The 25,887-nt window shown below is 69.0% G+C and carries 29 protein-coding genes; 11 read left to right on the top strand and 18 right to left on the bottom strand.

The annotated features are described in order from the left end of the window. Positions 1–71 precede the first annotated feature (71 nt). Positions 72–344 carry an HNH endonuclease gene (locus OHT57_RS04650; RefSeq protein WP_328744640.1) on the bottom strand — a complete coding sequence of 91 codons (273 nt, stop codon included), beginning with the start codon at positions 342–344 and terminating at the stop codon, positions 72–74. Here OHT57_RS04650 and OHT57_RS04645 point away from each other — a divergent pair. Next, positions 337–504 (top strand): hypothetical protein, encoded by a 168-nt coding sequence (locus tag OHT57_RS04645; RefSeq protein ID WP_328744638.1) that lies wholly within the window; start codon positions 337–339, stop codon positions 502–504. The two genes, OHT57_RS04650 and OHT57_RS04645, sit on opposite strands and share 8 nt — an antisense overlap. A 78-nt stretch (positions 505–582) precedes the next feature. Here OHT57_RS04645 and OHT57_RS04640 read toward each other — a convergent pair whose 3' ends face one another. The 5 genes from OHT57_RS04640 to OHT57_RS04620 form a co-directional block, all read right to left on the bottom strand. Next, positions 583–1,056, bottom strand: a complete 474-nt coding sequence (locus tag OHT57_RS04640) for a MarR family winged helix-turn-helix transcriptional regulator (RefSeq protein ID WP_328744636.1) — start codon at positions 1,054–1,056, stop codon at positions 583–585. Positions 1,057–1,213: 157 nt separating this feature from the next. After that, positions 1,214–1,996 carry a tyrosine-type recombinase/integrase gene (locus tag OHT57_RS04635; RefSeq protein WP_443053595.1) on the bottom strand — a complete coding sequence of 261 codons (783 nt, stop codon included), beginning with the start codon at positions 1,994–1,996 and terminating at the stop codon, positions 1,214–1,216. Positions 1,997–2,111: 115 nt separating this feature from the next. Next, entirely contained in the window at positions 2,112–2,741 is a 630-nt protein-coding gene (locus tag OHT57_RS04630) for a TetR/AcrR family transcriptional regulator (RefSeq protein WP_328744634.1), read from the bottom strand. Between the two features lie 99 nt (positions 2,742–2,840). Beyond that, positions 2,841–3,302, bottom strand: a complete 462-nt coding sequence (locus tag OHT57_RS04625) for a MarR family winged helix-turn-helix transcriptional regulator (RefSeq protein ID WP_328744633.1) — start codon at positions 3,300–3,302, stop codon at positions 2,841–2,843. A 138-nt stretch (positions 3,303–3,440) separates the two neighbouring features. Next, the gene (locus tag OHT57_RS04620) at positions 3,441–4,493 is read right to left on the bottom strand and encodes an ABC transporter permease (protein ID WP_328744632.1); all 1,053 of its coding nucleotides are present in this window, start codon (positions 4,491–4,493) and stop codon (positions 3,441–3,443) included. An 84-nt stretch (positions 4,494–4,577) separates the two neighbouring features. On the opposite strand from OHT57_RS04620, the gene OHT57_RS04615 reads away from it, so the two are divergent. Continuing rightward, entirely contained in the window at positions 4,578–5,063 is a 486-nt protein-coding gene (locus OHT57_RS04615; RefSeq protein ID WP_328744631.1) for a MarR family winged helix-turn-helix transcriptional regulator, read from the top strand. On the opposite strand, the gene OHT57_RS04610 is transcribed toward OHT57_RS04615, so the two are convergent. Next, positions 5,005–5,628, bottom strand: a complete 624-nt coding sequence (locus OHT57_RS04610) for a DUF7134 domain-containing protein (protein WP_328744630.1) — start codon at positions 5,626–5,628, stop codon at positions 5,005–5,007. The genes OHT57_RS04615 and OHT57_RS04610 overlap by 59 nt on opposite strands. A 28-nt stretch (positions 5,629–5,656) precedes the next feature. Continuing rightward, positions 5,657–6,130, bottom strand: coding sequence for a MarR family winged helix-turn-helix transcriptional regulator (locus OHT57_RS04605; protein ID WP_328744629.1), 474 nt, complete (start codon positions 6,128–6,130; stop codon positions 5,657–5,659). A gap of 72 nt (positions 6,131–6,202) precedes the next feature. Here OHT57_RS04605 and OHT57_RS04600 point away from each other — a divergent pair, with 72 nt between their 5' ends. The 7 genes from OHT57_RS04600 (at position 6,203) to OHT57_RS04570 (ending at position 14,438) form a co-directional block, all read left to right on the top strand. Next, positions 6,203–6,994 (top strand): SDR family NAD(P)-dependent oxidoreductase, encoded by a 792-nt coding sequence (locus OHT57_RS04600; RefSeq protein ID WP_328744627.1) that lies wholly within the window; start codon positions 6,203–6,205, stop codon positions 6,992–6,994. 598 nt (positions 6,995–7,592) lie between these two features. After that, a complete protein-coding gene (locus tag OHT57_RS04595) occupies positions 7,593–9,308 on the top strand; it encodes an aldehyde dehydrogenase family protein (RefSeq protein WP_328744626.1) in 1,716 nt (571 codons plus the stop codon). Positions 9,309–9,569: 261 nt separating this feature from the next. After that, the gene (locus OHT57_RS04590) at positions 9,570–10,517 is read left to right on the top strand and encodes an ABC transporter ATP-binding protein (protein ID WP_328744625.1); all 948 of its coding nucleotides are present in this window, start codon (positions 9,570–9,572) and stop codon (positions 10,515–10,517) included. Then, entirely contained in the window at positions 10,514–11,353 is an 840-nt protein-coding gene (locus OHT57_RS04585) for an ABC transporter permease (protein ID WP_328744624.1), read from the top strand. Before OHT57_RS04590 ends, OHT57_RS04585 begins: the two co-directional genes overlap by 4 nt. Positions 11,354–11,380: 27 nt before the next feature. Further along, the gene (locus OHT57_RS04580; protein ID WP_328744623.1) at positions 11,381–12,664 is read left to right on the top strand and encodes a sensor histidine kinase; all 1,284 of its coding nucleotides are present in this window, start codon (positions 11,381–11,383) and stop codon (positions 12,662–12,664) included. Continuing rightward, positions 12,661–13,329 (top strand): response regulator transcription factor, encoded by a 669-nt coding sequence (locus OHT57_RS04575; protein WP_328744622.1) that lies wholly within the window; start codon positions 12,661–12,663, stop codon positions 13,327–13,329. Before OHT57_RS04580 ends, OHT57_RS04575 begins: the two co-directional genes overlap by 4 nt. Positions 13,330–13,781: 452 nt before the next feature. Continuing rightward, positions 13,782–14,438, top strand: coding sequence for an AMP-binding enzyme (locus OHT57_RS04570; protein ID WP_328744621.1), 657 nt, complete (start codon positions 13,782–13,784; stop codon positions 14,436–14,438). A 376-nt stretch (positions 14,439–14,814) separates the two neighbouring features. Here the strand turns inward: OHT57_RS04570 and OHT57_RS04565 are convergent, their stop codons facing one another. Next, positions 14,815–15,186 (bottom strand): antibiotic biosynthesis monooxygenase family protein, encoded by a 372-nt coding sequence (locus tag OHT57_RS04565; protein WP_328744620.1) that lies wholly within the window; start codon positions 15,184–15,186, stop codon positions 14,815–14,817. A 92-nt stretch (positions 15,187–15,278) separates the two neighbouring features. After that, positions 15,279–16,073, bottom strand: coding sequence for an alpha/beta fold hydrolase (locus OHT57_RS04560; protein WP_328744619.1), 795 nt, complete (start codon positions 16,071–16,073; stop codon positions 15,279–15,281). Positions 16,074–16,215: 142 nt separating this feature from the next. Between OHT57_RS04560 and OHT57_RS04555 the strand changes: the two genes are divergently transcribed. Continuing rightward, positions 16,216–16,818, top strand: coding sequence for a TetR/AcrR family transcriptional regulator (locus tag OHT57_RS04555; RefSeq protein WP_328744617.1), 603 nt, complete (start codon positions 16,216–16,218; stop codon positions 16,816–16,818). 214 nt (positions 16,819–17,032) lie between these two features. Here the strand turns inward: OHT57_RS04555 and OHT57_RS04550 are convergent, their stop codons facing one another. The 8 genes from OHT57_RS04550 to OHT57_RS04515 all read right to left on the bottom strand — a co-directional run bounded on the left by OHT57_RS04550 (position 17,033) and on the right by OHT57_RS04515 (position 24,462). Beyond that, positions 17,033–17,977: an amidohydrolase family protein gene (locus OHT57_RS04550; RefSeq protein ID WP_328744616.1), complete on the bottom strand. Its 945-nt coding sequence runs from the start codon at positions 17,975–17,977 to the stop codon at positions 17,033–17,035. 249 nt (positions 17,978–18,226) lie between these two features. Next, positions 18,227–19,213 carry an aldo/keto reductase gene (locus tag OHT57_RS04545; RefSeq protein WP_328744615.1) on the bottom strand — a complete coding sequence of 329 codons (987 nt, stop codon included), beginning with the start codon at positions 19,211–19,213 and terminating at the stop codon, positions 18,227–18,229. Positions 19,214–19,355: 142 nt separating this feature from the next. Next, on the bottom strand, positions 19,356–20,315 hold the full coding sequence (locus OHT57_RS04540; protein ID WP_328744614.1) for an amidohydrolase family protein: 960 nt from the start codon (positions 20,313–20,315) through the stop codon (positions 19,356–19,358). Between the two features lie 57 nt (positions 20,316–20,372). Further along, positions 20,373–21,959 carry a Na+/H+ antiporter gene (locus tag OHT57_RS04535; protein ID WP_328744613.1) on the bottom strand — a complete coding sequence of 529 codons (1,587 nt, stop codon included), beginning with the start codon at positions 21,957–21,959 and terminating at the stop codon, positions 20,373–20,375. 67 nt (positions 21,960–22,026) lie between these two features. Next, positions 22,027–22,398: a DUF2255 family protein gene (locus OHT57_RS04530; RefSeq protein WP_328744612.1), complete on the bottom strand. Its 372-nt coding sequence runs from the start codon at positions 22,396–22,398 to the stop codon at positions 22,027–22,029. Continuing rightward, positions 22,395–22,901: a nuclear transport factor 2 family protein gene (locus tag OHT57_RS04525; protein WP_328744611.1), complete on the bottom strand. Its 507-nt coding sequence runs from the start codon at positions 22,899–22,901 to the stop codon at positions 22,395–22,397. The genes OHT57_RS04530 and OHT57_RS04525 overlap by 4 nt, the downstream gene beginning before the upstream one ends. A 22-nt stretch (positions 22,902–22,923) precedes the next feature. Continuing rightward, entirely contained in the window at positions 22,924–23,940 is a 1,017-nt protein-coding gene (locus OHT57_RS04520) for a zinc-dependent alcohol dehydrogenase family protein (RefSeq protein WP_328744610.1), read from the bottom strand. Between the two features lie 189 nt (positions 23,941–24,129). Continuing rightward, positions 24,130–24,462, bottom strand: a complete 333-nt coding sequence (locus tag OHT57_RS04515; protein ID WP_328744609.1) for a carboxymuconolactone decarboxylase family protein — start codon at positions 24,460–24,462, stop codon at positions 24,130–24,132. A 494-nt stretch (positions 24,463–24,956) separates the two neighbouring features. On the opposite strand from OHT57_RS04515, the gene OHT57_RS04510 reads away from it, so the two are divergent. Further along, positions 24,957–25,835 (top strand): helix-turn-helix domain-containing protein, encoded by an 879-nt coding sequence (locus OHT57_RS04510; protein ID WP_328744608.1) that lies wholly within the window; start codon positions 24,957–24,959, stop codon positions 25,833–25,835. The last annotated feature ends 52 nt before the right edge of the window (positions 25,836–25,887 follow it).

The raw sequence follows: 25,887 nt of genomic DNA, 5'->3' as shown, positions 1-25,887 counted from the left end.
CCGGCCCCCTCAGAACCGGACGTGCGACTTTCACCGCGTCCGGCTCAAGCAAGCCCCATGGGCTTCGCAGGTCAGCAGGGTGATGTGGCCCGTTCGCCGTCGCCCGCGTGGTGCTGGCGGTGGCATTCGGAGTGCACGAGGCGAAGGTTGTTCCGCTCGTCCGTGCCGCTGTCTCGCCGGTAGGTGAAGTGATGCTTGTGGAGCATCTTCTTCGAGGCCGCGAACCAGTTGATCCACTCGCGTGGGCTGTCCGGTTCGTACTCGGCTCCGGCGATCAGCGCCTGTTTGCAGAGAGGACAGAGCCCCTGCTGCCGGACCGCCAGGAGAAGACTCGTCTTGTCCATCGGCGGTGGCGCTTTCCTGCGGCGGCGGTCCCGCCAGTACTCGATCAGAGCGGGATCGTCCGGGGACGGGTTTGCCGCCTACCGGCGACACCACCTCGCCCGCGAACACGAACGCCTCAACCCCACCCCCGACCAGCACAACTACGACCTCACGGCCTGATCAGGAACGTCTCTGAAGGGGAGCCACACTCTGCCCAGTTGATTTTCCCACCCGCGCCGTCCCGCTCAGGCTTCACCGTCAGGTGGCGCCCTCCCGCTGGGCTTGCCGTCCTGCGGCAGCGGCGTCGCGCATCTCCACCAGGAAACGCAGCACCGTGGTCAGCTCCGCATCGTCGAAGGAACGCATAGCCGCGACCATGTTGTTGATCAGTGGTCCGAAGAACGACCAGCCCAGGGCCACAGCCTTGTCCTCCACCGCCAACAGGACCCGGCGGCGGTCGTGGGTGTCCCGTTCGCGGCGGACGAGGCCCAGCCGCTCCAGCCGGTCGATCAGCGCCGTGACGGAGGCCGAGTTCAACCCCAGCTGGCTGCCGAGCCGGCCTGGTGTGGCGATGAGGTCTGCACGACTGGCGTCCAGCAGGTGGATCAGTGCGCGTACGTCGGTGGGATGCAGCCCGTTGCCGTCGGCGAACTCGGCGCCGAAGAGGTCGAGTTCGACCGTGATGGCCCGCAGCAGATGGACCAGTCGGAGTGCGGGGTCCTGGTCGTCCATACGTCACCTCCGCGCTATTGTCTCGATTGTCGAGAAAGTTGATGATCTAATAATTTCACGGAGGAGCCATGGATGGCGAGGGGGCCTTCTACGCGGCGTACGACGCCGTACTGCGTCGGTGGCCTGCGGATGTCCGAAGTATCGATGTGCCCTCCGCCTACGGCAGGGTGAGGCTGTTGAGCTTGGCAGTGGCGGCGTCGAGGCTGGCCTGGAGTCCTTCGACTTCTCCGAGCCAGCCGTTGCCGCGGGCTTCGCGGATGCGTTCGTGGAGGTTCTGGATGATCTCGATGAGGCGGCCCCGTTGGCGGGGGTCGATCTGGAGGACCGGGCAGCGGATGCAGGCGTGTTCGTGCTTGCACGGGGTTCCGTAGGGGCGCCCGCAGGTCCCCAGGGAGACCTTGCGCAGCTCGAAGTGCTGCTGGAAGGCGCGCCACTCCTGCTCGGTGGGCTCCCGGTATTCCTCGACGGGGCGTTCGGCCCGGCGGCGGTCGAGGAAGCCGCGGTAGGTGCGGATCAGGTCGTCCTGGAAGACCGCGAGGTATGCCTGAGTGGTCGTCAGGGCTTTATGTCCGAGGATGCGGGCGGCGATGTGGACAGGCAGTCCGCCGGTGACGGCCTCGGTCGCGAACATCCTGCGGAAGTCGTGGGGCGTGTAGCGCATCGGGTTGCCGGCCTGGTCGCGCAGCCCCATCCGTTCCAGGGTCTTGCGGAGCAGGCGGGAGACGGTGTTCTGGCCCATGACCTGCGGCTGCCAGTAGTGGCGGCGCTGGAAGAGGTGCGGCAGCACTGGCCCGGTGACGCGTTCGTGGTCGTCGTAGCGGGCGGTGAGCGGGATCTTGCCGCCATTGGCGTCCCGCAGGCGCTTGCTGATCGTGGCCAGGACGCTGGCCAGTTCCGGGCTGACCAGCAGCAGCCGTTCTTCGTGGCTCTTGGACGGCACGATCTGCAACAGCGGGACGATCTCGCCGGTGTCCGGGAGCTTGTAGGAGACCAGCGCGAGGTGCGTGATCTCGGTGAGTTCCTCGACGCGTACTCCGGTGTGCGGCCCATCCTGATCAAGCGCTCGGGGAGTTGACGGGCCGTAGACCGTGGAGCACGGTGTCGACGATCTGCTCGGCCACTCCGTCAGGGAGGTCGGGTTCGGGGCCGACGAACGAGCGTATGAGCAGAGGAGCGACGAACATTTCGACAGCCAGTTCCAGGTCGATGTCCGTACGAAGTTCCCCGTTTGCCCGGCCTCGACGGAGGATCGCCAGTCCGAGGTCACGCCGGGGAGTGATCACGTGGGCATGATAGGCGGCCCATATGTTCGGGCTGCTCCTCGTCAGGGCGTGCGCGTTGTGCAGGATCGCCGACAAGGAGCCGACCAGGCTGCGCTGCCGCAGTGACTCCAGCAGAACGACGAGGTCGTCCCGCATCGAGGTGCCGGGGAGTTCGGGTTCGGCGGACTCGGCAGCGCGTATGACGTCGACGAACAGATCCTCTTTGTCGCTCCAGCGGCGGTAGATGGCCGCTTTGCCGACGCCGGCGGTGCGGGCGATTCGCTCGACGGAGAGATCGCCCAATGGCACGCCGTCCTCCAGGAGGGTCATCACTCCCTCCAGGATGGCCTGTTCCACGGCTGCGCTGCGGGGGCGACCGCGGGTGGATCCGTTCGACGGCTGACGGCCTCTGGCACGGTTCATGGCTCTCCGTCGCTCAGCCTCTCCATGTCTCTTGTCCAGTGCTCACATCGACGCGGTGGAGCCGACAACGGCATCGGCTGGACAGCCAGGGCTCCAGGGCTAGTTCAAGGGGCGACTGTCGATGGCGAGGGCATCGGGGTTCAGTTCCTCGACCAAACGGTAGAGCAGACCGTGAATGCTGTCCTTGTCGTCCGGGGAGAGTGGTGAGGTCGTCTCCCGTTCGATCCGCTGGGCGATCGAAGCGGCACGAGCGGCGGTTGACTCTCCCTCGGTGGTCGCGAACAGGCGCACGCTGCGGCGGCTGGTCGGGTGCGGCTCACGTCGTAGTAGTCCTCTCTCGACGAGCTGACTCACTGCGGCTCCCATGGACTGGGCCGTGATGCCCGAGCGGCGCGCGATCTCGGCGGCGGACACACCCGGCGTCCAGAGGACCTGCTGCAGAGCGTTGTGCTGCGCCAGTGTGAGGTCTTCCGCGCGCAGTGCCCGCTCCAGCCGTCCGGCGATGATCTGGGAGAACTGCCAGGCGAGGTATCCGGTGGTGGGGAACGCGGCATCGGTCACGGCCGCAGTCTACGAGAGCAAGGTGTGTTGCTCGCCGGGGCGTTACCGGGCAGCCGAGCTGCGTCCCCGTGCCATGGACCGGTATCTCTGCCGTTCCCCACGGACGGTGCCTGGCTACAGGGCAGGGCAGGAGCCGGGTCAGCCGACGGCTGCGCGGCGAGGTCCGCGGGCATCGAGCCAGAAGAGCACCACGGCGGCAACGAGGATCCATGCCACCAGGACGACGATACCCGCGGTGAGACCGTCGTTGTTGAAGTGGGACAAGCCCTGGACGGCTCGTACGCCGACTCCCACCGGGAGGACCTCCGAGAGCGGATGCAGCCAGTCCGGCAGGTAGGGGGTGGGCAGCGTGCCACCGCTCGTGCTGTTGCCGAAGGTCAGCAGGACCACGGCGGCCAGCGACATCCCGGCGCGGCCGAAGAGACGCATGAACGTCATGGTCGCGCTGCCGACGGCCGCGGCCATCAGGGCGATGATCCCCGCGATGCCCAGGAAGGGCCCGGGTAGTGCCGCGAAGCCGAGGCTGCCGGCCATCGCCGCCACGAGGACGCCGGCGAGGATGCTGAAGGAGGCCAGGCTGGCCAACCTCCACCGGTACTCCAGTCGTGGAGCCATCTGGTAGGTCATCATGCCGAACAGGAATCCGGCCAGTACGACGCCGAACCCGGCGTAGAACACCGACATGCCGCGGGTGTCGCCCGCCGAGGCCGGCACGAGGTCGCGCACGGTCAGCCGGTCATTGTCCGCCTTGGCGACACCGGAGAAGGCGCCGGTGACCGTCGAGGTCACCGAAGGGCCGTTGGCTCCGGCGTACAGCAGTGTGGCGGACTTCCCGGGGCCGGTGACATAGGCGGCGTACACCTTGCGGTCCTGCAGCGCGCGGCGGGCCGTGTTCTCGTCGGCGTAGCGCTTCACCTCGAAGCCGCCGGGCAGCCCGAGTTCCAGCCCTCCGGTGACCTGTTCGAGCCGTTGGGTCGTCCCGACGACGGCGACCGGAAGGTTGTGAGGCCGGGGGGCGTGGAAGGCGGCCAGGAACACGCTGACGAAGATCGAGCCGATGACCAGCACGATCGCGACCGGCAGCAGAACTCCCTTCGCTCCGGTGGCACCTTGCGGCGCTGGAGCGGCGTCCATCGCGTGGTGATGGGGCGCAGGGCGCGCCTCGGTGGAAGTGGTGGGTGATGTGGACATGGGAGAAGGCTCTCCGTCTCTAATTGGAAGGTGCCTTATAGTTGTACCATAGAAATATCAGGTACCTTACTGTCGGAGCCGCTCGTGAGCCGCACGCACGCAGATCCGTCCACGCGCATGGGCTACCTGGCGTGGCAGGTGGTCCACGTGATGGGAACGCGGCTCGAGAGGGCGTTGCGTTCGCTCGACCTCACGGCGGCGCAGCACAACGCGTTGCAGCACGTCGGCTGGACGCCGGGAATCTCCGCCGCGGAAATCGCGCGTCGGACCGGCTTGACTCCCCAGTCCATGGGTGCCGCCGTCAATGCGCTGGTCGACCGCGGCCTTCTGGTGCGCCGCGAGCATCCTTCGAACCGGAGAACCGTGCGGCTGACCATCACCGACAGTGGCGCGAAGCTCGCCGGCCGGGCGCGGGAACTGGTGGAGCGACTGGACACGGAGGCGCTCGCGGTCCTCGCTCCCGCCGAGCGGGCGGCAATTCATTCCTTGCTGCTCCACGTGCTTGCCGAGCTCAATCCTGATGCCTTGCCGCCGTTGGATATGCGTGGTGCGGACTCCGGAGTGGCGTGATCCGGGTGGGCTTCGCAGAGAGGCGTTGGTGCGCCTCCTCCGGCAGTTGTCCCCGTTGCGTCGTGCCGTCGTAGTGGCGGTTCTTCCGGACGCGGCCCTTGGCTGCGTCCGGAAGGCCTGGCGTGTGAGCCTCATACAGCCGCCGTCCGGCAGTTGACGGGCACCTGGCGCCGTCATGCAGGCCGCGGCCTCGGTACAGGGCGAGGGCTGTGCCCGAGACGGCGATCACGGCGATTCGCCGGCGGACTGTTCGGGCCACGGTGTAGACCGCGATCAACGCGGCCATCTTCAGCACCCGCGACGGATACGACGCGATGACGGTGAAGGCAACCTCCCCGAGCACTGCCAGCGCCAGGACGGGCAGCGGTGTCCGGCGGCGGGCCAGCACAAGCAGGAACGCAGCCGTCGCGGCCATGGCGTCGGCGCCCGAGGGGTGTACGCCGTCGGGCCACCGTCCGAACAGCAGGGGCAGCAGGCCGAGACCGCCCGCGAAGGTGGCGAGGGCGGCGTCCAGCAGGCGCGGGTGAGCGCCGGTGACCCGTTGCAGCGACGCCGGTGCGATCACGACTTCAGACCGCAGCTTGGGGGGACGCTCAGTCGACGGGGCCGTGGGCCGAGACCTTGCGAACCGCCTCGGTCACTTGGTCGAGCAGTGCTCGCAGGTGTGCTGTCTCCGAGCCGAGACCATCGGTGACCTGCCGCTCGATGCCGGCGATCACTGCGTCGGCCGCGCGCAACGCCTCCCGCCCGGCATCGGTGAGGTGCAGCTCCTGGATGTGCCGGTGGCGCGAATGCTCACGTCTCTCCAACTGCCCGCGGCCCTCCAGGCGCGCCACCAGTGAGGCAATGGCCTGTGGCGTCACGTTGAGGCGGCGGGCGAGTTCGGCGCCGGTCAGCCCTGGCTCGTCGTGCACGGAGATCAGGAGCGTGTAGTGCGCCGCCGCCATGCCCAGCGGGCGCAGTCGCTGCTCCTTGAGGCTCTGCACCGCCAACTCCGCACGGCGCAACGCCCAGGTCACCCGGTCAAGCGCGCCGAGCCCGACCGGCTCCTCATCATTGCGTATCACGCGAGGAGGATACGACACTTCACAACTATCAAGTGTTTGACATGTGCCTAGAGGTTGATGAACCCTGGTCCCATGACTCGCCCCCTCGCTTTGATCACTGGCGCCTCCTCCGGCATCGGCGCCGCCTATGCCCGTCTCCTGGCGGACGATCACGACCTCGTCCTGGTCGCGCGACGCGCCGACCGGCTCGCCGATCTCGCCCAGGAACTCCGCGCTCATGGAGCAGCCGCCGAGGTGCTGCCCGCCGACCTCATGGCCCATGACGGCATCGCCGCTGTCACCGACCGGCTGGCCGCCGGGGACGTGCGCATGCTGATCAGCAATGCCGGCGCCGGCGGCTATGCCCCGCTCGTCGACGTCGACCCTGCCGACATCGACCGCCTGCTCACCCTCAACGCCGTCGCCCCCGTCCGGCTGGTCCACGCCGCACTCCCCGGAATGCTCGCTGCGGGCGAAGGTGTGATCGTCACCGTCGCCTCGCTCCTCGCGTTCAGTGCGGGCCTTGCTGACTCGCGAGCACCCCGGCGCACCTTGTATGTCGCCGCGAAGTCCGCCGTCTTGGGCTTCACGCGCACCCTCGCCGGTGAGCTCGCCGACACCCCGGTTCGCGTCCAGGTGGTGTGCCCCGGCGTTGTGGCAACAGAGTGGAACAGCGGCGCCGGCCGCAGCATCCCCTGGGCGATGTCGCCCGAGGACGTCGCAGCGGCCAGCCTGGCCGGGCTGCGCCTCGGTGAGACCGTCTGTGCCCCTGGTCTGGAGGGCCAGGACTCAGCCCTGGACGCCTTGCTCGCCTCAGAGGCCGCTTTCGTTACGGGCGGCAACCAGCCGACACCCGCGGCTCGCTACATGGAGCCGCAGGACTAGGGCAGTGACAGCCGGCGGGTAGGCGAGTGTCGCTGGCCGTCTGCCCGCCGGTCGGCTGCCTGCTCCGTTCGGGTCGGCCGGCACGATGTGCGCACCTGGTGGCAGTTCTCGTTGGTGGGCAGATGCCGAACTGGACGAGGGTGCGGTGCGGGAGGCGGTGCTCGATCCGGTTGTCGGTGAACTGGGAGCGGTGCTCCGGCTCGTTGGCCTGAACCGGCAATCCCCGGACCGGGGGAGCCCGACGTGAGAAACCGCGGTGCGTGTTCACCACCGCCGGCTCGCGGGTGATCACGCTCGATTACGGGCGGAACCCGAGGCCCTGTTCGCCCGCCCGCCGCTCAGGCGGTTCGGGTTGTGACGTTCCCGGGGATTCGCCGAGCCACAAGAATCTTGCTATCCATCAAACGCTTGATACTAAACAGCTGATTGATAGTCTAATGCTTGCCAGGCTCGTGAGTCTTCGCTGAAGTCATTCGTGTCGGCGCACCCCCGCTGTCGCGCGGCAGCCCTTCGTCGTGCCGACGACCGTGCCCCCCATCTGCCACCACCCGCAGGGTGCTGCCCGGATGCCGGCGGTCCCAAGAAAGTGGGAAAGTTCATGATCAATAACACCCCGACGATCACGCGCGACGGAGCCATCGGGCAGGACGGAAACCAGGTGGTCACCGTCGATCAGGCCACCGGGGCGGAGTTCGCCCGCCGAGACACGAACGGCCAGATCGTTCTCACGCCCTGGGGGGCCATCACCAAGCGACGGTTGCTGCATCCGGCGAGCGAGTCGTCACCCCGCAGCAAAATCCTTGAACGGAGCAGAGCCATGGCAAGGTCGTCACAACCCGAACGCACGATCCGCACCCGGTGGTCGTCCGAGGACGCCGCCGATCAGTTCACCGTCGACAACCCCGCGACCGGCGCGCCGCTTGCCGTCGTGCAGGGCGCAGGCGACAAGGAAGTCGACCAGGCTGTCCAGACGGCCTACGACGCGCACTTCTCCTGGAAGACCCGCACCGCCCGCGAACGCGGCAGCTGGCTGCGGAAGGTCGCCCAGGCGGTGCGCGAGCACGCCGACGAGATCGCGGTCCTGGAGTGCAGTGACAACGGCAAACCCCTTTCCCAGGCACGCAATTGGGACGTGAACGCGGCGATCGGGATCTTCGAGTACTTCGCGAGCCTGTGCGACTCCATGCCCGGCCAGGTCAATGACGGCGGAAGTCTGCTGGACATCACGGTGCTCGAACCCTACGGCGTCATCGGCGCGATCGTGCCGTTCAACTGGCCGCCGATTCACACCGCGAGCAAGCTGGCCCCGGCGCTGGCCGTCGGCAACGCGGTGGTGATCAAGCCGCCGGAGCAGGCCCCGCTGTCGGCCCTGCGCATGGTGGAGATCATCCAGTCCGTCCTGCCCGACGACGTGGTGCACATCATTCCTGGCACCGGTCCGATCGGATCGCAGCTCGCAGGGCACCCGCTCGTCGGCAAGGTCTCGTTCACCGGGTCGCCCACCACCGGCGTCTCCGTCATCAAGACGGCGGCCGACAACCTGACACCGACCCTGATGGAGCTCGGCGGCAAGGACCCGTTCATCATCTTCGAGGACGCGGACCTCGACCTGGCGCTGCCGTGGGCGATCGAGGGAGGTCTCTTCAACCAGGGTGAGGCCTGCACTTCGGCGTCCCGCGTCCTGGTACACGCCGACATCTACGACGAGGTCGCGCGCCGCTACGGCAACGCGGTGAAGCGGCTGCGTGTCGGCAACGGCGCCGACCCTGGCACACACATCGGACCGATGGTGTCCGCCGCCCAGCGCAAGCGGGTGCTGGACTACATCGACATCGGCGTCCAGGAGGGGGCCACGATCGCCGCACAGGCGCCGCTCCCCGACGATCCGGAGCTGGCGGGCGGCTTCTACGTCGCGCCGACGCTTTTCACCGGCGTTCGCCCGGACATGCGCATAGCGCAGGAGGAGATCTTCGGCCCGGTCATCTCGATGATCCCGTTCCGCGACGAGGACGAGGCCGTCAGGATTGCCAACGGCACCGACTTCGGCCTGGTCGCCGCAGTGTTCACGCCGAATTCCGAGCGCGCGCTGCGGGTCAGCCGCGCCCTGCACACCGGGTTCGTCTTCGTGAACAACTACAACCGGAATTTCACGGGCGCGCCGTTCGGCGGTGTCGGTGCGAGCGGCTTCGGCCGGGAGACCGCGGCGGAAACCCTGCGCGAGTACGGCTACAGCAAGAACATCCGCCTGGTCTCCGGGAGGGGTGAGATCCCGCGCTGGGCGCCGTCCCTCGAGGTGACCGGACCCGAGGAATGAACGACCCGGTCTTCGAGGCACCGTAACCGCCTCGCCGGTGCGGCGTGGGTAGGTCGCGCTCCGCGGTGGCCGGATGCCTGCCGCGGCCACGGCGGAGTCCACGAACACGGGACAGCACCGCAGGTGGGTGCGTAGTACCGCGGTACCACCAGTACGGCGCAGGTCAGCCTCCCGGTACCACCGGACCGGGGTGATTCGGCACCTAGCGTTACCGGTGCGGCGCCGAAGTGACGGACGCCGGACCCGAGAGAAAGAACGCGCATGATCGACGCACGGCAGTTGACCAAGAAATACGGCGAGAAGACGGCTGTCGACGGGCTGGACTTCGTCGTGAAGCCGGGCACGGTGACCGGCTTCCTGGGGCCCAACGGCGCGGGCAAGTCCACGACCATGCGCATGATCGTCGGCCTCGACGCCCCGACGAGCGGCTCCGTCACCGTCAACGGCCATCACTACGCCCGCCACCAGGCGCCGCTCCAGGAGGTCGGCGCGCTCCTGGAGGCGAAGTCGATCCACCCGGGCCGCTCCGCGTACAACCACCTCAAAGCCCTCGCGCTGACCCATGGCATTCCGGGCCGCCGGGTCGACGAGGTCATCGGCCTCGCGGGACTGGACACCGTGGCGAAGAAGCGGGCCGGTGCCTTCTCCCTCGGCATGGGCCAGCGGCTCGGCATCGCCGCGGCCCTGCTCGGCGATCCGCAGACGGTGATGCTGGACGAACCGGTCAACGGGCTGGACCCGGAGGGCGTGCTCTGGATCCGCAACCTGCTGAAGGGGCTCGCCGACGAGGGGCGGACGGTGTTCGTGTCCTCGCACCTGATGAGCGAGATGGCGCTGGTGGCGGACCACCTGATCGTCGTGGGGCGCGGTCGGCTGCTGGCCGACACGACCGTGGCGGATCTCATCCGCGAGGCGGGCGGCGACATGGTGAACGTCGCGGCCCAGGACCCGGCGCGGCTGCGGGACGTGCTGGCCGGGCCGGGCGTCGACGTCACCGGCCGGATCGGCTCCGAGGAGCTTCAGGTGACCGGCCTGAGTGCCCGCGAGATCGGGCTGAAGGCGGCCGAACACGGGATCGCGCTGTTCGAGCTGAGCGCGCGGACGGTTTCGCTGGAGGAGGCGTTCATGGAACTGACCAGGGATGCCGTGGAGTACCACGGCACCACGACCGGGATCGAGACCATCGAGGCCGCCGGGAGGCCCGCGTGAGCACCCTCACCGCAACCGCCGAGAAACCGCGCACCACCCCCGCCCGACCCGTCTACCGGGTAACCGGACGGCGCGTGCTGGCCTCCGAGTGGGCCAAGTTGTGGTCCCTGCGCTCGACCTGGATCACCCTGGGCCTCGGCCTGCTCTTCCTGGTGGCCTTCGGGCTGATCGCCGCGAGCCGCTACAAGTCGGGAATCGACTCCGGCAACCTGGACTCGGACTTCGCCGACTCGACGACCGTCAGCCTGTCCCTGTTCGGTACGAACTTCGCCCAGTTGGCCCTGGGTGTGCTCGGCGTGCTGGTCACGGCGGGCGAGTACTCGACCGGCATGATCCGCTCGACGCTCGCGGCGGTGCCCCGCCGACTGCCCGTGCTGTGGTCCAAGGCGGCCGTGTTCGGGCTGGTCGCCCTGGCGGTGGGGACACTGGGTGCGTTCGTCACCTTCCTGATCGGGAGTGGCATCGTCTCGGGCACGCCCGCGGACATGAGCTTCTCCCACGCAGGTGTCCTGCGGAGTCTGCTGGGCGCAGGGCTGTACCTCGGCCTGGTCGGGGTGATCGGCGCAGCCCTTGGCGCACTGCTGCGGTCGGTGGCCGGCGGGATCTCGGTCCTGGTCGCCACGTTCATGCTGATCCCGGGGCTCATCTCCCTGCTGCCCAGCTCCTGGCAGAACGACATCAGCCCCTACCTGCCGTCCAACGCGGGAGAGGCGATGTTCTCCCTGACCCACGACTCCACGACCCTCTCGCCGGGCGCCGGACTGCTGGTCTTCGTCTGCTGGACGGCGCTCGCGCTGGGCGGCGCGGCGTACCGGCTCCTGCGCAGTGACGTCTGACACCCGCACCATGGACAGGTGACGTCCATGACCACCGATGACATCAGCGGGATGGGACCGCTGGTCGCCCGGCTCTCCCGGGGCGGCCAGCGGCTGCGGCAGGCCGACCGGACACATCCCTGGGTGCTGGACACCGCCATCGTCGTCCTGGTCTTCCTGATGTTCTGCCTGCCCGACCTGATCCACGGCGGTGTGGACGACGGAGACAGTCCGCGCCGGTTCCGGCTCGCCTTCACCCACCTGCCCGTCGCGGGCATGCTGGTCCTGCAGGCGGGCCTGGTACTGCCGCTGCTGTGGAGGCGGCGCAAGCCGGCGGTGGCCTTCGGCGTCATCGCCGCGGTGTTCGTCCTGCAGTGGTCCCTGGGCGCCGCGATGCGCGCGGACATCGCCCTCTTCGTCGCGCTGTACAGCCTGGCCCTGCACGGGCGGCTGCGGCAGATGCCGTACGCCTGCGCGGTCATGGCGGGCGCCATGACGCTGGTCGCGGTCCGCGTGTCCTCGGCGGTGTCCGCCTGGGACGCGCTGTTCTTCCTGCTGAGCACGGCGACCGCGGCCCTGGCGCTCGGCATGATGGTCCGGATCCGCCGGGCCCAGCTCGCCGGGCTGCGGGACCGGGCCGCCCGGCTGGAGATCGAGCGTGACCAGCGCAGCAGGCTGGCCACGGCCACTGAACGCACCCGTGTCGCCCGCGAGATGCACGACATCGTCGGCCACAACCTGTCCGTCATCATCACGCTCGCCGACGCCGGCGCTTACGCCACGGACATCCAACCCGCGCGAGGCAAGGAGGCCCTGCTGCTCATCGGCGACACCGGCCGACAGGCCCTCGGCGAACTGCGGCGGGTGCTCGGGGTGCTGCGCGAGGCCGGTGGCGATCCAACCGGTGGACCCGAGCTCAGCCCGCAGCCCGGCATCCTGGACCTCGGCGCCCTCTGCGCCACGGTGCGCACCGCAGGACTGGAGGTCGTCTATCGGACCTCCGGCGACGTCGACGCCCTGGACAGCGGGGTGCAGCTGACGGTGTACCGCATCGTCCAGGAAGCCCTCACCAACACCATGAAGCACGCCGCACCCGACACCCGGGTACACCTGGCGATCCTCGCCGAGGACAGCCGGCTGACCATCAGGGTCCAGGACACCGGCCCGGACACATCACCCGGACCGCCGAACGAGGAAGGACATGGCCTGGTGGGCATGCGGGAGAGAGCGGCCTTGTACGGCGGCGATGTCAGCGCAGGACCGACGGCCGGCGGAGGATGGAGCGTCGAGGCAGTCCTCGACCTCACGCCCGGAAGCGGCGGTGACCGATGACCACCGTGCTCATCGTGGACGACCAGCCGCTGCAACGCTACGGCTTCCACCTGCTCCTGGACTCCGTCCCCGAGACCGACGTCGTAGGTGAGGCCGGACACGGCGCCGAGGCCGTCCGCAAGACGGCCGAACTGCGTCCGGACGTCGTCCTGATGGACGTCCGCATGCCCGGCATGGACGGCATCGAGGCCACCCGCCGCATCGTCGCCGCAGGCGGTCGCTCGCACGTCCTCGTGCTCACCACCTTCGACCTCGACGAGTACGTCCACGCCGCCCTGCGGGCCGGTGCGAGCGGGTTCCTCCTCAAGGACGCGCGTCCCGAGGAGCTCCTCGCCGGGATCCGTGCGGTCGCCGTCGGCGACGCGGTCATCGCGCCCGCTCTCACCCGCCGCCTCCTTGAGGAGTACGCCAAGTACGTCCCCTCCCACAGAACCGACCCGGCCGAGGACCCGAGGCTCACCTCCCTGACCGACCGTGAACGCGAGATCCTCGTGGCCGTCGGCAAAGGCTGGACCAACGGGGAGATCGCCACGCGGTTCGTGCTGTCCGAGTCCACGGTCAAGACGCATGTCGGCCGGGTCCTGACCAAGATCGGAGCCCGGGACCGCATCCAGGCCGTGATCTTCGCCTACGACCGCGGCCTCGCCCGGCCCACCGCGGACTGAACCGACGAGCGGCGGTCTGGAGGAACGCCGTGGGCCTGGGAACCGAGCGCCGACGAGCAGGTGCGGATGCGGAGTTCTCAGGCGGAGGCAGGTGCAGGAACCGCTCGTCGGCCTCCCACACAGCCGACGAGTGGTCGAGTCGCTCGTACGGCCGATGCAGCGAGTCCATCACCGCGACGAGTAGTACCCGTGGACATTGCCTGGTTGCGTCCAGGGACGTGGTGTACAGGTTCGACCTGATCCGGGGGTTCGCCCCGGCATCCTGGGCACCCACATGAACGGCGGCCGGGTCGTCCTGGCCCGCACCCCGGAACCCGGTAAGGCGCTGCCGCTGATGGCCGCCGAGGGCGTGACGGTCGCCGCCGCCGTACCGGCCGTCGTCCAGCGCTGGATCGACGCGGTGGCCTCCGGCCGCCACCCCGCCCCGCCCGCACTACGGCTGTTGCAGGTGGGTGGGCGCCCGCCTTGCGCCGGAGGTCGCCCGCCGCGCCGAACCCGTGCTCGGTGGCACGCTCCAGCAGGTGTTCGGCATGGCAGAGGGACTGTTGAACTACACGCGCCTCGACGACGAGATCCTCGTCGCCGATGCCTCCGACAAGCCGGTACGGCCAGGCGAGATGGGCGCGCTGCTCACCCGCGGCCCGTACACCCCAAGCGGCTACTACCGGGCCGACGAACACAACGCCCGAGCGGTCACCCCCGACGGCTGGTACCGCACCGGTGACGTCGTCCGGCTGCACCCGTCGGGCAATCTCGTCGTCGAAGGACGAGACAAGGACCTCATCAACCGGGGAGGCGAGAAGATCTCCGCCGAGGAGGTCGAGAACCTGATCTACCGCCTGCCCGGTGTCGCCCGCGTCGCGGCCGTCGCGAAGGCCGCCCCCGACCTGGGGGAGCGGGTGTGCGCGGTCGTGGTCGTCGAGCCAGGGACCCACTTGAGCCTCGAATCGGTCCGTGCCGCCCTCACCGCCATGCAGGTGGCGCGATACAAGCTCCCGGAAGACCTGCTGGTCGTTGAGGAGTTGCCGCTGACAAAGGTCGGCAAGATCGACAAGAAGCGTCTGCGGGATGTCGTCCGTGGCAAGGCAGACTCCGTCGAGGCGGTGTGACGGCGCTCGCCGCGGCGGCGAACGGGCCGGCGGCGTCAGGGTGACCTTCGCTTCCCGGAGGGAGTCGATCGGCTTCGCCGACCTTCCGGCGGTACCTGGGAAACAGCTCCAGGTACCGCCATCGCCGTCACCCGGTGTCCCGACCGTCGGACCAGCAGCGGGATGTACGCCGTCCCGGTGACCAGCGACCTGCGTCCTCTCGTACGTCCTGCCGCTGAGTGTTTCTCCGTGCGGACCAGGCCGAGTGCTTCGAGCACCGGTCGGTCAGAGGACACGGATCGGCGTCGTCGGCGCGAGCCCGAGGCTGACCAGGAACCGAACGTCGCTACCACGTCGTGCGCGTGGCGAACGGCGGCCCGGTCTCGGGTGGCGGTCGTCATTCCCCGTCGCAGACGCCCTCTACAGCGAACTTCTGGTAGAGGTGCGGGTAGGCCACCGTGCCGGCAGGGTAGCTCGCCAGGTGCGAGGCGAACTCCGGCGTGCCGAGCGCTGCACGGAGGTGCTCGGTGGATTTCCAGACCGCGACGTTGGTGAAGAGCCGGCTGCCGGCTATGCCCCGGTACAGCTGCACCGAGAGGAGGCTCCCCGACCTCTTCATGTACTCCGCGTCGTCCTTCCAGGCGGCCACCACCTCGTCCTCCTTGCCCTCCGGGGCGACAAAGGTGTTGATGATGGTGACCGGGCCGGCCTCCTCCTTCTGCTGGTCGTGGAAGTGGGGGGTCTCGTCGAGCTGGCCGAACTTGAGCATGGTTCCTCCATGTACGCGGGTGTGGTGAGTTGTGATCAAGGAGCGGTCCGGGTGTGGGGCCTGGCCCCTGGGGTGCCGCTCGTGGCGAGCGTTCAGGCGGGGTGCTTGTCGAGGAAGTCGGTGATGAGCTGCAGCCACTCCTCGGTCCGCTCCAGCATCGGAAGGTGGCCGGTGGCTATTTCCGCGAGCTGGGCGCCGGGGATGGTCTCGGCGAGCCGGCGGTGCAGGGCGCTGGAGACGAGCCGGTCGTCGGTGGTCGAGACGACCAGGGTGGGGACCGTGATGCCGGCGAGGTCGTCCCGGACGTCGACCTGGCCGACGAGGTCGGTCTGCTCGGCGCTGCCGTCGGCCGTACCGGCGGCGACGTAGCCGAGGGTCTGCCGCAGCTGTTCGGCCGGCATCGACTCCAGTGCCTGGGTGCCGAGGGCCACCATGAGCTGGAACTCGGCGAGCAGCTCGCGGTCGCCGGACGCGGCGATCTTGCTCTGGATCGAGGAGGCGAGAGCGAGCCGGTTGTCGCGGTGCGGGAAGGCGGCGGTCAGGACGAGTGCGGTGACGCGCTCGGGGTGGCGGGTGGCGGCGCGGACGGCGACCGGGCCCCCGAGGGAGTAGCCGGACACGGCGAAGCGGTCGACGTCCTCCGCGTCGGCGGCGGCGACGAGCTGGTCGGCGAGCTCGTCGACGGACAGCGGGGTGGTGGAGCGGGGGGTGTCGCCGCTGCCGGGGTAGTCGATGCCGACGACGGTGTGGCGGGCGGCGAGGGCTTCCAGGACGGGGCCGTAGGTGCCGGCCAGGCTGCTGCCTGCGCCGTGGGCGAGGAGTAGGCCGGGGCCGGAGCCGAGGCGAGTGCGGGCGAAGGTGGGTGCGGTGAGGTTGCGGGGTGACATGAGCGTCTGCCTTTCGAATCGTCGACACGCAAGAATCATCCAGTGCGTGTGATTGCTTCCTCAGGTCTATCATGCAGCGCGTATGATTGCCGCCTGTGACGTCAATCACACGCGCCGTATGATGTGCGGGTAGGGTGGTGGCATGAAGCAGCCCCTCCACCGCCGTCAGCCGACTCCGGGCAACCCGCGTGTACAGCGCACCCGCAATCGCGTGCTGGCGGTCGCGCGGGAACTGCTGCCTCAGGTCGGACCTGCCGGACTGACCTACGCCCTGCTGGCCGAGCGGTCGGACGTCACCCGCCAGACCCTCTACCGGCACTGGCCCACCAGGGCCGCGCTGCTCTTCGACCTCGTCCTCGAAGGCCCCGACCTCGGCACCTACCCCGAACCGGGCAGTGACGTGCGTGAGGTGGCCACCGCCTGGCTGAAGAGCCTGCGCGCCGGCGTCAGCGTGCCGGCCGTGCGATCCGCGGCCCTGGCCGTCACCGCCCAGGCCGACCACGACCCCGACAGTGCGCGCGCGCTCGTCCGCATCGGCGAGGACCGCCACGTCGGCTTCAACAAGCTGCTGGAGCCTTCGGGCATCCAGATCGGCGAAGACGAGTTCACCCTCCTGTACGGGCCCGTCCTCGCCCGCCTCTTCCTCGACCGCGGCCAGGTCACCGACGCCTTCATCGACGCCGTCGTCGCCCAATGGCTCACCACGGTGCAGCCTTCCGACGCACAGCGGGACTCCCGGGAGTAGTCACCGAAAGCTTCTGACGGAGGGGAACCACCGCGTTCAGGCAGCTGGACCGGACTCCTGACAACCCGTCATCGCCGCTCCTGTCGGGTGGCCTCGCCACCCGCTGCTGGGCACTACCGCACACCAGGCATGGCCGCCGGCCACCTGCCCGTGGCCGCATGTGGAGCGCCGTCAGGTACTCCCGGACGTGCTCGCCGACCCTTGGCCGGCAGGATCAGGCCAGTCCCAGAAGCGCTTCCGCGTTGGCGGCCAGGATGCCCTGGGTGTCCTCTGCGTCGAGACCGGCCCGTTCGATGTAGGCGACGGCGTCGAGGTAGTGCTCGCCGCCCTGGTACGGGAAGTCACTGCCGAGGACGAGTCGGTCTGCGCCGACCGCCTGGACCGCGGCCCGCAGTGCCGCCTGGGAACTGTGAGCGACGGTGTCGTACCACACCAGGCGCGCAGCCTGGCTTGGCGGAAGGGGGGCCTCAGGTGCCTCGAAGTGGGCAAGGTTGTCCCACCGCTCCAGCAGCATGGGCAACGCCCCTCCGAAGTGGGAGTTGAGGATGCGTACACGGGGGTAGCGCGTCACGAACCCACGGGTGATGAGCTGGGCCGCTACGACGGTGTCCTCCACGGGCGCGCCGACCATCCAGGTGAGGTGGTGGTCGGTGATCTGCGGGGAGGCGACGCCGTCGCCGGCGGGGTGGAGGTACATCACGGTGCCGCGGTGGTCGAGTTCCTGCCACACCGGTGCGAAGGCCGGGTCGGTCAGCGCCCGGCCCGCGGCCGAGGTGGTCAGGGCCACGCCCACCACCCCCGGCGCGTCGAGGACGCGGTCGAGCTCGGCCAGGGCCGCGTCGACGTGCGGCAGAGGAAGCACGACGAAGGCCAGGAAGCGGTCGGGGTGGTGGTCCACCAGGTCGACGTACCGGTCGTTGATCATGCGGGCGGCCGACGCGGCCTGATCCGGATCCGGCAGTGCGCCCGTCAGCGGGGAGGCGGAGATCACCTGCCGGTCCACACCGGCCCGGTCCATCAGGGAGAAACGGGCCTCGAGTTCCTTGTCGGTGTCGTCGGCCCCGAGCCCGCGCTGGCCGCCGGTGGTCGTGACGCCCGAGTCGGCCAGGAAGTCCAGGTAGTCGCTGGGGTAGACGTGAGCGTGCGTGTCGATGCGCATGAAAGGGTTCTTCAATCGTCGCGGGAAGGAGGAGGGAAATGGGAGCGGATTCCGGATTCGCCGGTGGCGCAGGGGGACCTCGGACTGTCTCGGCCGCGGTCAGCGCCTTCACGTCTCCGATCAATTCCGGCATCGACCCTGAGCACCGGGCTGGGTCCCACGGATTCGCACTTCACCGAAGCCGCCGACCGGGTGGGCCCGGAGAAGGAGCGGTGCAGGAGAACGGCCCGGCGAAATGGATGGGCCGAGCTACTTGTCGACCAGGGACATGTGGTGCTCGTTGTAGCGGTCTCCCTGTACCCCGACTCGGCCGACGAGTCCGTTGAGGTCGGCGAGTTCGTCGGCGGAGAGGGGCAGTTGGGTGGCGCCGATGTTCTCCTCGATGCGTGCGGTGCGCCGGGTTCCGGGGATCGGAACGACCGACGGATGCCGTGCGAGCAGCCAGGCGAGCGCGACCTGGCCCGGTGTGGCGTCCTTGGCCTGCGCGAGCAGGGTGACGTGATCGACGAGCGCTTGGTTCGCTGCCCGGTTCTCGGCTGTGAACCGTGGGATGTTCGTGCGGACGTCGTTGGCGGTGAATGGCGTCGTGGCGTCCACCGTCCCGGTCAGGAACCCCTTGCCGAGCGGGCTGAAGGGTACGAATCCGATGCCGAGTTCGGAGCAGGTCGGCAGAACCTCATGTTCGGGGTCCCGGGTCCACAGCGAGTACTCGCTCTGGACTGCCGTCACCGGGTGGACCGCGTGAGCCCGGCGGATGGTCTGCGCACCGGCCTCGGAAAGCCCGAAGCAGCGCACCTTGCCTTCCTGTACGAGCTCCCCCACGGTTCCGGCGACGTCTTCGATCGGCACGTCCGGATCGACGCGGTGCTGGTAGAAAAGGTCGAGCGTTTCGACCCTGAGCCGTTTGAGGGAGGCCGTAGCGACGGCTCGGATCTGCTCGGGCCGGCTGTTGAGTCCGGCGGGGGCGCCGTTCTCGATGCGGAATCCGAACTTGGTGGCGATCGCTGCCTGGTCTCGCACCGGGGCGAGGGCTTCTCCGAGGAGCTCTTCGTTGACGTAGGGGCCGTACACCTCCGCGGTGTCGAAGAACGTGACCCCGCGGTCTACGGCGCCACGCAGTACGGCGATCATGTCGGTGCGATCGCCGGGATTGGGGCCGTAGCTCTGGGACATTCCCATGACACCGAGACCGATGGCGGAGACATGCAGGTCGCGTCCGAGCGTTCGGGTGTGCATTCTTCCTCCTCGTTGCTGCCAACTCGTTGCTGTCAATGCCGGTGGGTGGGCTTCAGGCCATCGGCAGGCCGCCGCCGCATCCGGTGTCGTCGCGAGTCGCTTCTCATTCGCGGGATCGCGCTGAGGGCCCGCGTACTGCGGTTCACCGCGTTGTCCGCGGAAACAGGCGCTTGGCGTTCGCCGTCGTGAGCGATCGCCATGTCGTGTCCTGCGCCGGTGGTTCGGCCGCGTCGATCGCCGCGATGTGGGCGTCGGCCAGCGGCGCAGGAGTCCAGCAGTAGTCGCTGCCGAAGAGCACGCGGTCAGGGTCGACGAGCCTCAGCAGTGCGGGGACCTGGCGTGGGAAGGCGGTGCCTGCCATGTCGTAGTACAGACCGCGGAGTTGCTGCACCGCGTCGGGGCTGGGCGGCTGCTGTGCAGGCAGGAACAGACTCATGAACTCGTTGATGCGGTCGGCCAGGACGGGAATCGCGCCGCCGCAGTGCGGGACGATCACCCGCATGTTCGGGTGACGCGTCAGGACGCCCGCCATCACCAGGTCAGTGACGGTACGGGCCGTGTCGAAGATGTACTCGACCATCGGACGCGGCCGGCCGAGAGCGGACTGCTCCCAGCACACGGGGGACGTGGGGTGCAGGAAGACCACCGCCCGCCGCCGGTCGAGCTCCGCGAAGACCGGGTCGAGGCGCGGGTCGCCCAGATACACCCCGTGGGTGTGAGTCAGCAACGCCACGCCGTCGGCGCCCAGTTCGTCGAAGGAGAAGGCGATCTCCTCGACCGCACCGTCGACGTCCGGCAGCGGAAGTGACACGAAGTTGCCGAAACGGCCCGGGTGGTCCCGGGTCAGTTCGGCGGTGTACTCGTTGACGCGCCGGGCAAGGAGACGGGCCGCCTTGTCGTCGCCGAAGTGCACGCCGGGGGAGGACATGGAGAGCATCGCGGTCTCGATGCCGTTGCGGTCCATCAGATCGAGATGGGCTTGCACGGACCATGACGGCCAGCCGCCCATCCCGTCGGGGTGGGCGTGGCCCGCCGCCGTCGCCTGCTGAACGTAGAAGTCGGGAAGCATGTGGGCGTGAACATCGATGAGGCTGGAGGACATGGCAGCGGGATTCCTTCTCGTGGGGCTCGCGTCGTCAGGGCACATACCGCAAGCGGCCTACTCCACCTGCTCGCCTCCGGCCAGCCGGACCTCTTCGTTGTCCAGGGAGGCCTGGAGACGGCGGAGCACGGTGTCGTCGATCTGCGACTCGTCCCTCAGGCGGACGACGGTCGCACGCTTCGTGGCGATGAGGGCGAGGCGGAGGTCGGTGTAGTGGCGGTTGTGGAGCAGGGCGGGATCGTCGTCGGTGCCCGAGCCCCTCGCCCGTACGGTCGCCAGGTTGGCCTCGTACTCCTGGCGCAGCCACTCCACGACCTTCGGAGTTGTCCCCTGTTCGGCGGCGAGCTGTGGCAGCGCCTGGATGGCCTCCTCGGTCGCCGTGGTCTCGGCGAGGACCTGCTCCTCGTCGACGGAGGTGTCGCGGGGCAGCCGGGCCCAGCGCACCACGCCCGGCAGCAGCAGTCCCTGCACCACGAGGGTCACCACGATGACGCCGCAGGTGACGAAGACGATGAACGCCCGGCCGGGGAACGGCTCGCCGGAGTCGAGGTTCTGCGGCACGGACAGTGCCACGGCCAGTGACACCGCTCCCCGGAAGCCCGCCAGCCCGCTGACCACTCGTGCCCGGTCGCTCATTCTCCGCAGGCGCTGCTCGGGGCGCCGGTCGATCGCGCGGATCAGGTAGGCGGAGGAGAACAGGAATGCGAACCGGACCGCGACCAGGACCACGCTGACCGCCCCGATCGCGATGAGGGCGTCCCTGAGGTCGGCTCGGCTCAGGTGGCGCAGCGCGTACTGCAGTTCCACTCCGACCAGGACGAACAGAGCGCCGTTGATGATGAAGGTGGCCAGCGGCCAGAAGGCCAGTGCCTGACGACGGTGATCGGCGCGGATGAGGCTGGGCGCCACCTGGGCCATGATCAGGCCGCTCACGACGACCGCGAGGACGCCGGAGGCGTGGATCAACTCGGCCACCAGGTACGCCGTGAACGGAGCGAGGATCATGACCAGGTTGCCGAGCAGAGGATCGTCCAGTCGGCGCCGCAGGTTCATGTTGACCCAGGCGACCGCCACCCCGACCGCGGCCCCTCCGCCGTAGGCCAGCAGGAACAGCGCTCCGACGTGCGGCAGTGCCAGGTGTTCCTCGCCGACGGTGATACCGACGGCCAGGCCGTAGATGACCAGTGCGGTGCCGTCGTTGACGAGGCTTTCCGCACGCAGCACGGTGATCTGACGGCGCGGCAGGGAGCCCGCCAGGGCACTCACCGCGGTGGCGTCGGTGGGCGCCACGGCCGCGCCCAGGGCCCACGCCGGTCCCCACGGCAGCCCGAGCGCGTGCCCGGCGACCGCCACGGCCCCCGCGGTGAGGATGACCAAGACCGTGCTGAGCAGGACGATGCCGCGCAGGTTCGTCCGGATCTCCCGCATCGAGGTGGTCAGACTCTCCCAGTACAGCAACACGGGAAGGAAGAGCAACAACACTACTTCGGGCGGGAGTTGGGTCTGGCGGACGGCCGGGACGAAGCCGATGAGCGCGCCCACGACGAGCAGCACGACGGGCGGCGCGACGTGGAAGCGCTGCCCCAGTACGTTGCCCACCAGCACGGCCGCACCCAGGACGACGACGAGTTCGAGACCGAGCATGGTGCTTACTCCTGTGCGGGACTGGCTGTCGGTGGTGGTTCAGCGGCTGCCAGCGGGATCGTCTCGGTCATCGGGGCACCAGTCGCAGTGTTGTGGAGCGCGCCGCGACCAAGGGGTCGACGTACGCGTCGCCGAAGCGGCCGTACTTGGTGCGGTATGCGGTGTCGACGCGGTCGTCGACCTCGGAGTCCGCCACCCGGACGAAGGTGACGTCCTTGTCGACGCCTCCGGAGCGGATGTGTCCCTCGTGGACGGCGCGGGCCGTGCGCCACCAGCCGCCGTCCGTACCGCGGAAGGAGCGGACGTACAGGTCGTCGCCGTCGCGGACGACCCAGACCGGCACCGGACCCCGCAGTGTGCCGTCATCGCGGCGCGGCGCCATCTCCAACTCGTCGGCCGCGGCGATGCGGTCGAGTTCGTCGTTCGTCCAGATCGTCATCGGTGTCCTCCAATCCTTGTGACCGGGTGGGAGAGAGGCCCCGCCAAGTCCGTCGAGCGGGTTGCCGGAAGACCCGTGCAGGTGGGAGCGGCGCCGGACTGCTCACCGAGGTGCGTCCGGGTGATGCCGAGTGAGTCCTCGAAGACGCGGTAGTCGGTGATCAGACCGTCCGTGACGGTGAAGCGCATGATCATCTCGCTTTCGAGCACCTGCCCCGAGGGGTGGAACCGGGAGGTGTACCGGCCCGGTGCCAGGACACGCCCGTCGGCCTCCACCATGGTCCCCGGTTCGAACGCGAGCGCCTCGACAGCCGCGAAGAACGCGGTGAGGGACTGCCGGATCCCCTCTGGTCCGGTGCGGCTCCCGGCCCATGGAGTCAGAGCCGGATCGCCCGGGATCGTCCAGGTCGCGTCCGGTGAGAAGTGGGACAGGACGCGCTCCATGTCGCGCGTGCCGAAGGCATCGAGGTACGCCTCGACGGTGGCGATCGCCCGGCTGGTCATGGCTGTCGGTCCGTTCTCCCGGTCACGGACGCAGCAGCGTCTTGATGGCGCGGCGCTCGTCCATGGCCTTGTAACCTTCTGCGACCTCGTTCAGGGGCAAGGTGAGGTCAAAGACCTTGCCCGGGTTGATACGGCCGCCGAGGACACGGTCGATCAGGTCGGGAAGGTAGGCGCGCACGGGGGCGGGACCACCGCGCAGACCGACGTGGGAGAAGAAGAGCTGCTGGCCGTCGATCTGCGTGCCGTGCGGGAAGCCTACGAAGCCGACGTTGCCACCCGGACGCGCGGACTGCAGGCCCTGGCGCATCGACTCCTGCGTGCCGACGCACTCGAGCACCGAGTCGGCGCCCATGCCGTTCGTCAGCTCCTTCACGCGGGCGACGCCTTCTTCACCGCGCTCGGTGACGATGTCGGTGGCGCCGAACTCCAGGGCCAGCTTCTGCCGGGACTCGTGACGGCTCATGGCGATGATGCGTTCAGCGCCCAGTTCCTTCGCGGCGATGACGCCGGACAGGCCCACCGCGCCGTCTCCGACCACCACGGCCGTCGAACCGGGTTTGACCTCGGCGGCCTTGGCGGCATACCAGCCGGTGCCCATGACGTCGGACAGAGCCAGCAGGTCCGGGATCAGCTCCTCGGACGGCTGCTCCGGCGTGGCGACCAGAGTGCCGTCGGCGAGAGGGACGCGAACGTACTCGGCCTGAGCGCCGTTCACCCACTGCGCGTGCCGGCAGGAGGTGTGGTACCCGGCCAGGCAGATCGGGCAGGTGTTGTCGGAGGCGACGAAGGAACCGATGACGAACTGTCCCGGCCTGACGCTGGAGACGTCGCTGCCGACCTCCTCGACGATGCCGACGTACTCGTGGCCGATCGGCTGCGGCTCGGCGACCGGCAGGACGCCCCGGTAGCTCCACAGGTCGGAGCCGCACACACAGGCGGCGACGACACGGATGACCGCGTCCGTCGGAGCCGTGATCTTCGGCTCGGGGGCGTTCTCCATCCGGATGTCACCGGGCGCGTGAATGATGGTTGCTCGCATGGTGCCTTCCCAGCTCTAGTCGTGTCCGTCGTGCCGTCAGGCGCGGGGCGGAGGCGCGGGCCGTTGGCGTCGTGGTCGCAGACGTGTGCGAGCCAGGCTGTGCCGGCCGTCTCCGGATGGCGCCGCCGGGCGCGTGACGGCGGTTGTGCGTGGGGGGAGAGCCTGCGACGTGTGGGCGGCGAAGAGGCGTCAGCCGGACCGGTCGGCCTTCTCCACGATCTCCTTGAGCTGCGTCATCGCGGTCATGGCGTTGGGCCATCCGGCGTAGAAGGCCAGATGCGTGATGACCTCGATCAGCTCGTCCTTGGTGACACCGTTCTCCAGGGCCTTGCCGAGGTGGAAGCCGAGCTGGTCGGCCCGGTACAGGGAGGCCAGAGCGGTGACGGTGACGAGGCTGCGGTCGCGTGGGGACAGACCCGGCCGCTCCCAGATGTCGCCGAACAGGACGGTGTCGGTCACCTCCGCGAGCTTGGGGGCGAACTCCTGGATCGCCGGCGGCGCGAACTTCTTCCGTTCTGACATGAGGTGGTGCTCCTGGCATGTTTTTCGGGTGGGGGACTGTGCGCTGCCCGGTCTTCGACCGGGGGCTGGATGGGCTGCTCACCGAGGAACGAGGCGAGCCCGACGAGGGCGGAGGGGGGTGTACGTAACCTTCGAGTCGGCCACCGACCCCGCCGGCGACCCTGATGCGCTCGGGGGTCTGCGGGGGACCGGTGAGCGCCAGGCTGTCGCCGAAGCAGGGGACGATCGTCCGCACCGGCGCTCGTTTCCTCCTCTGCCTGCCTCAGAGATATTGAATATCGGTGACACGCGGGAAATCATTCTTTCCCGAGATCGGCCTTCCCGCTCATCCGGGTGTGCGCGATCCGCAGACCGGTTCCGGTCACCGAACACACCCCAGACCCTGCCACTTTCACGGGAACCCGCAAAGGGGAGAATTCCATCCAGGGAATCCCGTATCCAGGGGAGAAATCCTTACCCCCCTTCCCATGACCGAGCGATGCCACACTGGAGTCATGGCCGGCGACGCGCATCTGAGTGAGCTGGGAGAAATCCTCAAGGCGCGGAGGGCCGAGCTGACCCCGCGCACCGTCGGTCTGCCCGACACCGGTGGTCGGCGTGTGCCCGGTCTGCGCAGAGAGGAGGTCGCTCTGCTCGCCGCCATCAGTGGCGACTACTACACACGGCTGGAGCAGGGCCGCATCCAGCCGTCCGCGTCGGTGCTGGCCGCTCTCGCCCACGTCCTGTGCCTGTCGGATCGCCAGCGTGACCACCTGTTCGAACTGGCCGGCCGGCAACCGGCACGACACCGCCGACCAGCCGCACAGAAGGCGCACCCGCAGCTGCTCCGCCTGCTCGACGATCTCACCGTGAGTCCCGGTGTGGTGATCGGTCGCCGTATGGACATCCTGGCCTGGAATCCGCTCGCTGCCGCCCTGGTCACCGATTTCGCGAAGGTGCCGGAAGGCAGGCGGAACTGCGTCCGCATCCTCTTCACCGATCCCTCCATGCGGACGCTCTACGCGGACTGGCGGGCCGTCGCCCGGGACTGCGTGTCCCATCTGCGCATGGAGGCCGCCAAACATCCCGAGGATCCGCAGCTGATCGGCTTGGTCGGGGAACTCTCCGTGCAGGACAGTGACTTCGGTCGATGGTGGGGAAGCCGTCACGCACCGTCGCGCAGGGCGGGCGTCAAGAGGTTCCACCATCCCGTCGTGGGCGAACTCGTCCTGGACTGGGACACCCTCATCTGCGGTGGCGACCCCGATCAGGAACTCGTCGTCTGGACGGCGGAGCCAGGCACGCCGTCGTACGACGGTCTGAGCGCCCTCTCCTCGCGGGCCAACGGTCGGCCCGGCGGGCTCACGGCCGCTCAGGCCGGTGAGACCGGCTGATGCAACGGCCTTGTCTGCCGCGGTGATTCGACAGGCGACAGACCTGGGACAA

The organism is Streptomyces sp. NBC_00285 (genome assembly GCF_036174265.1).
Classification (GTDB): Bacteria; Actinomycetota; Actinomycetes; order Streptomycetales; family Streptomycetaceae; genus Streptomyces.
Note: the sequence above shows the minus strand (reverse complement) of the source record. Positions and strands in the feature narration are given on the sequence as shown.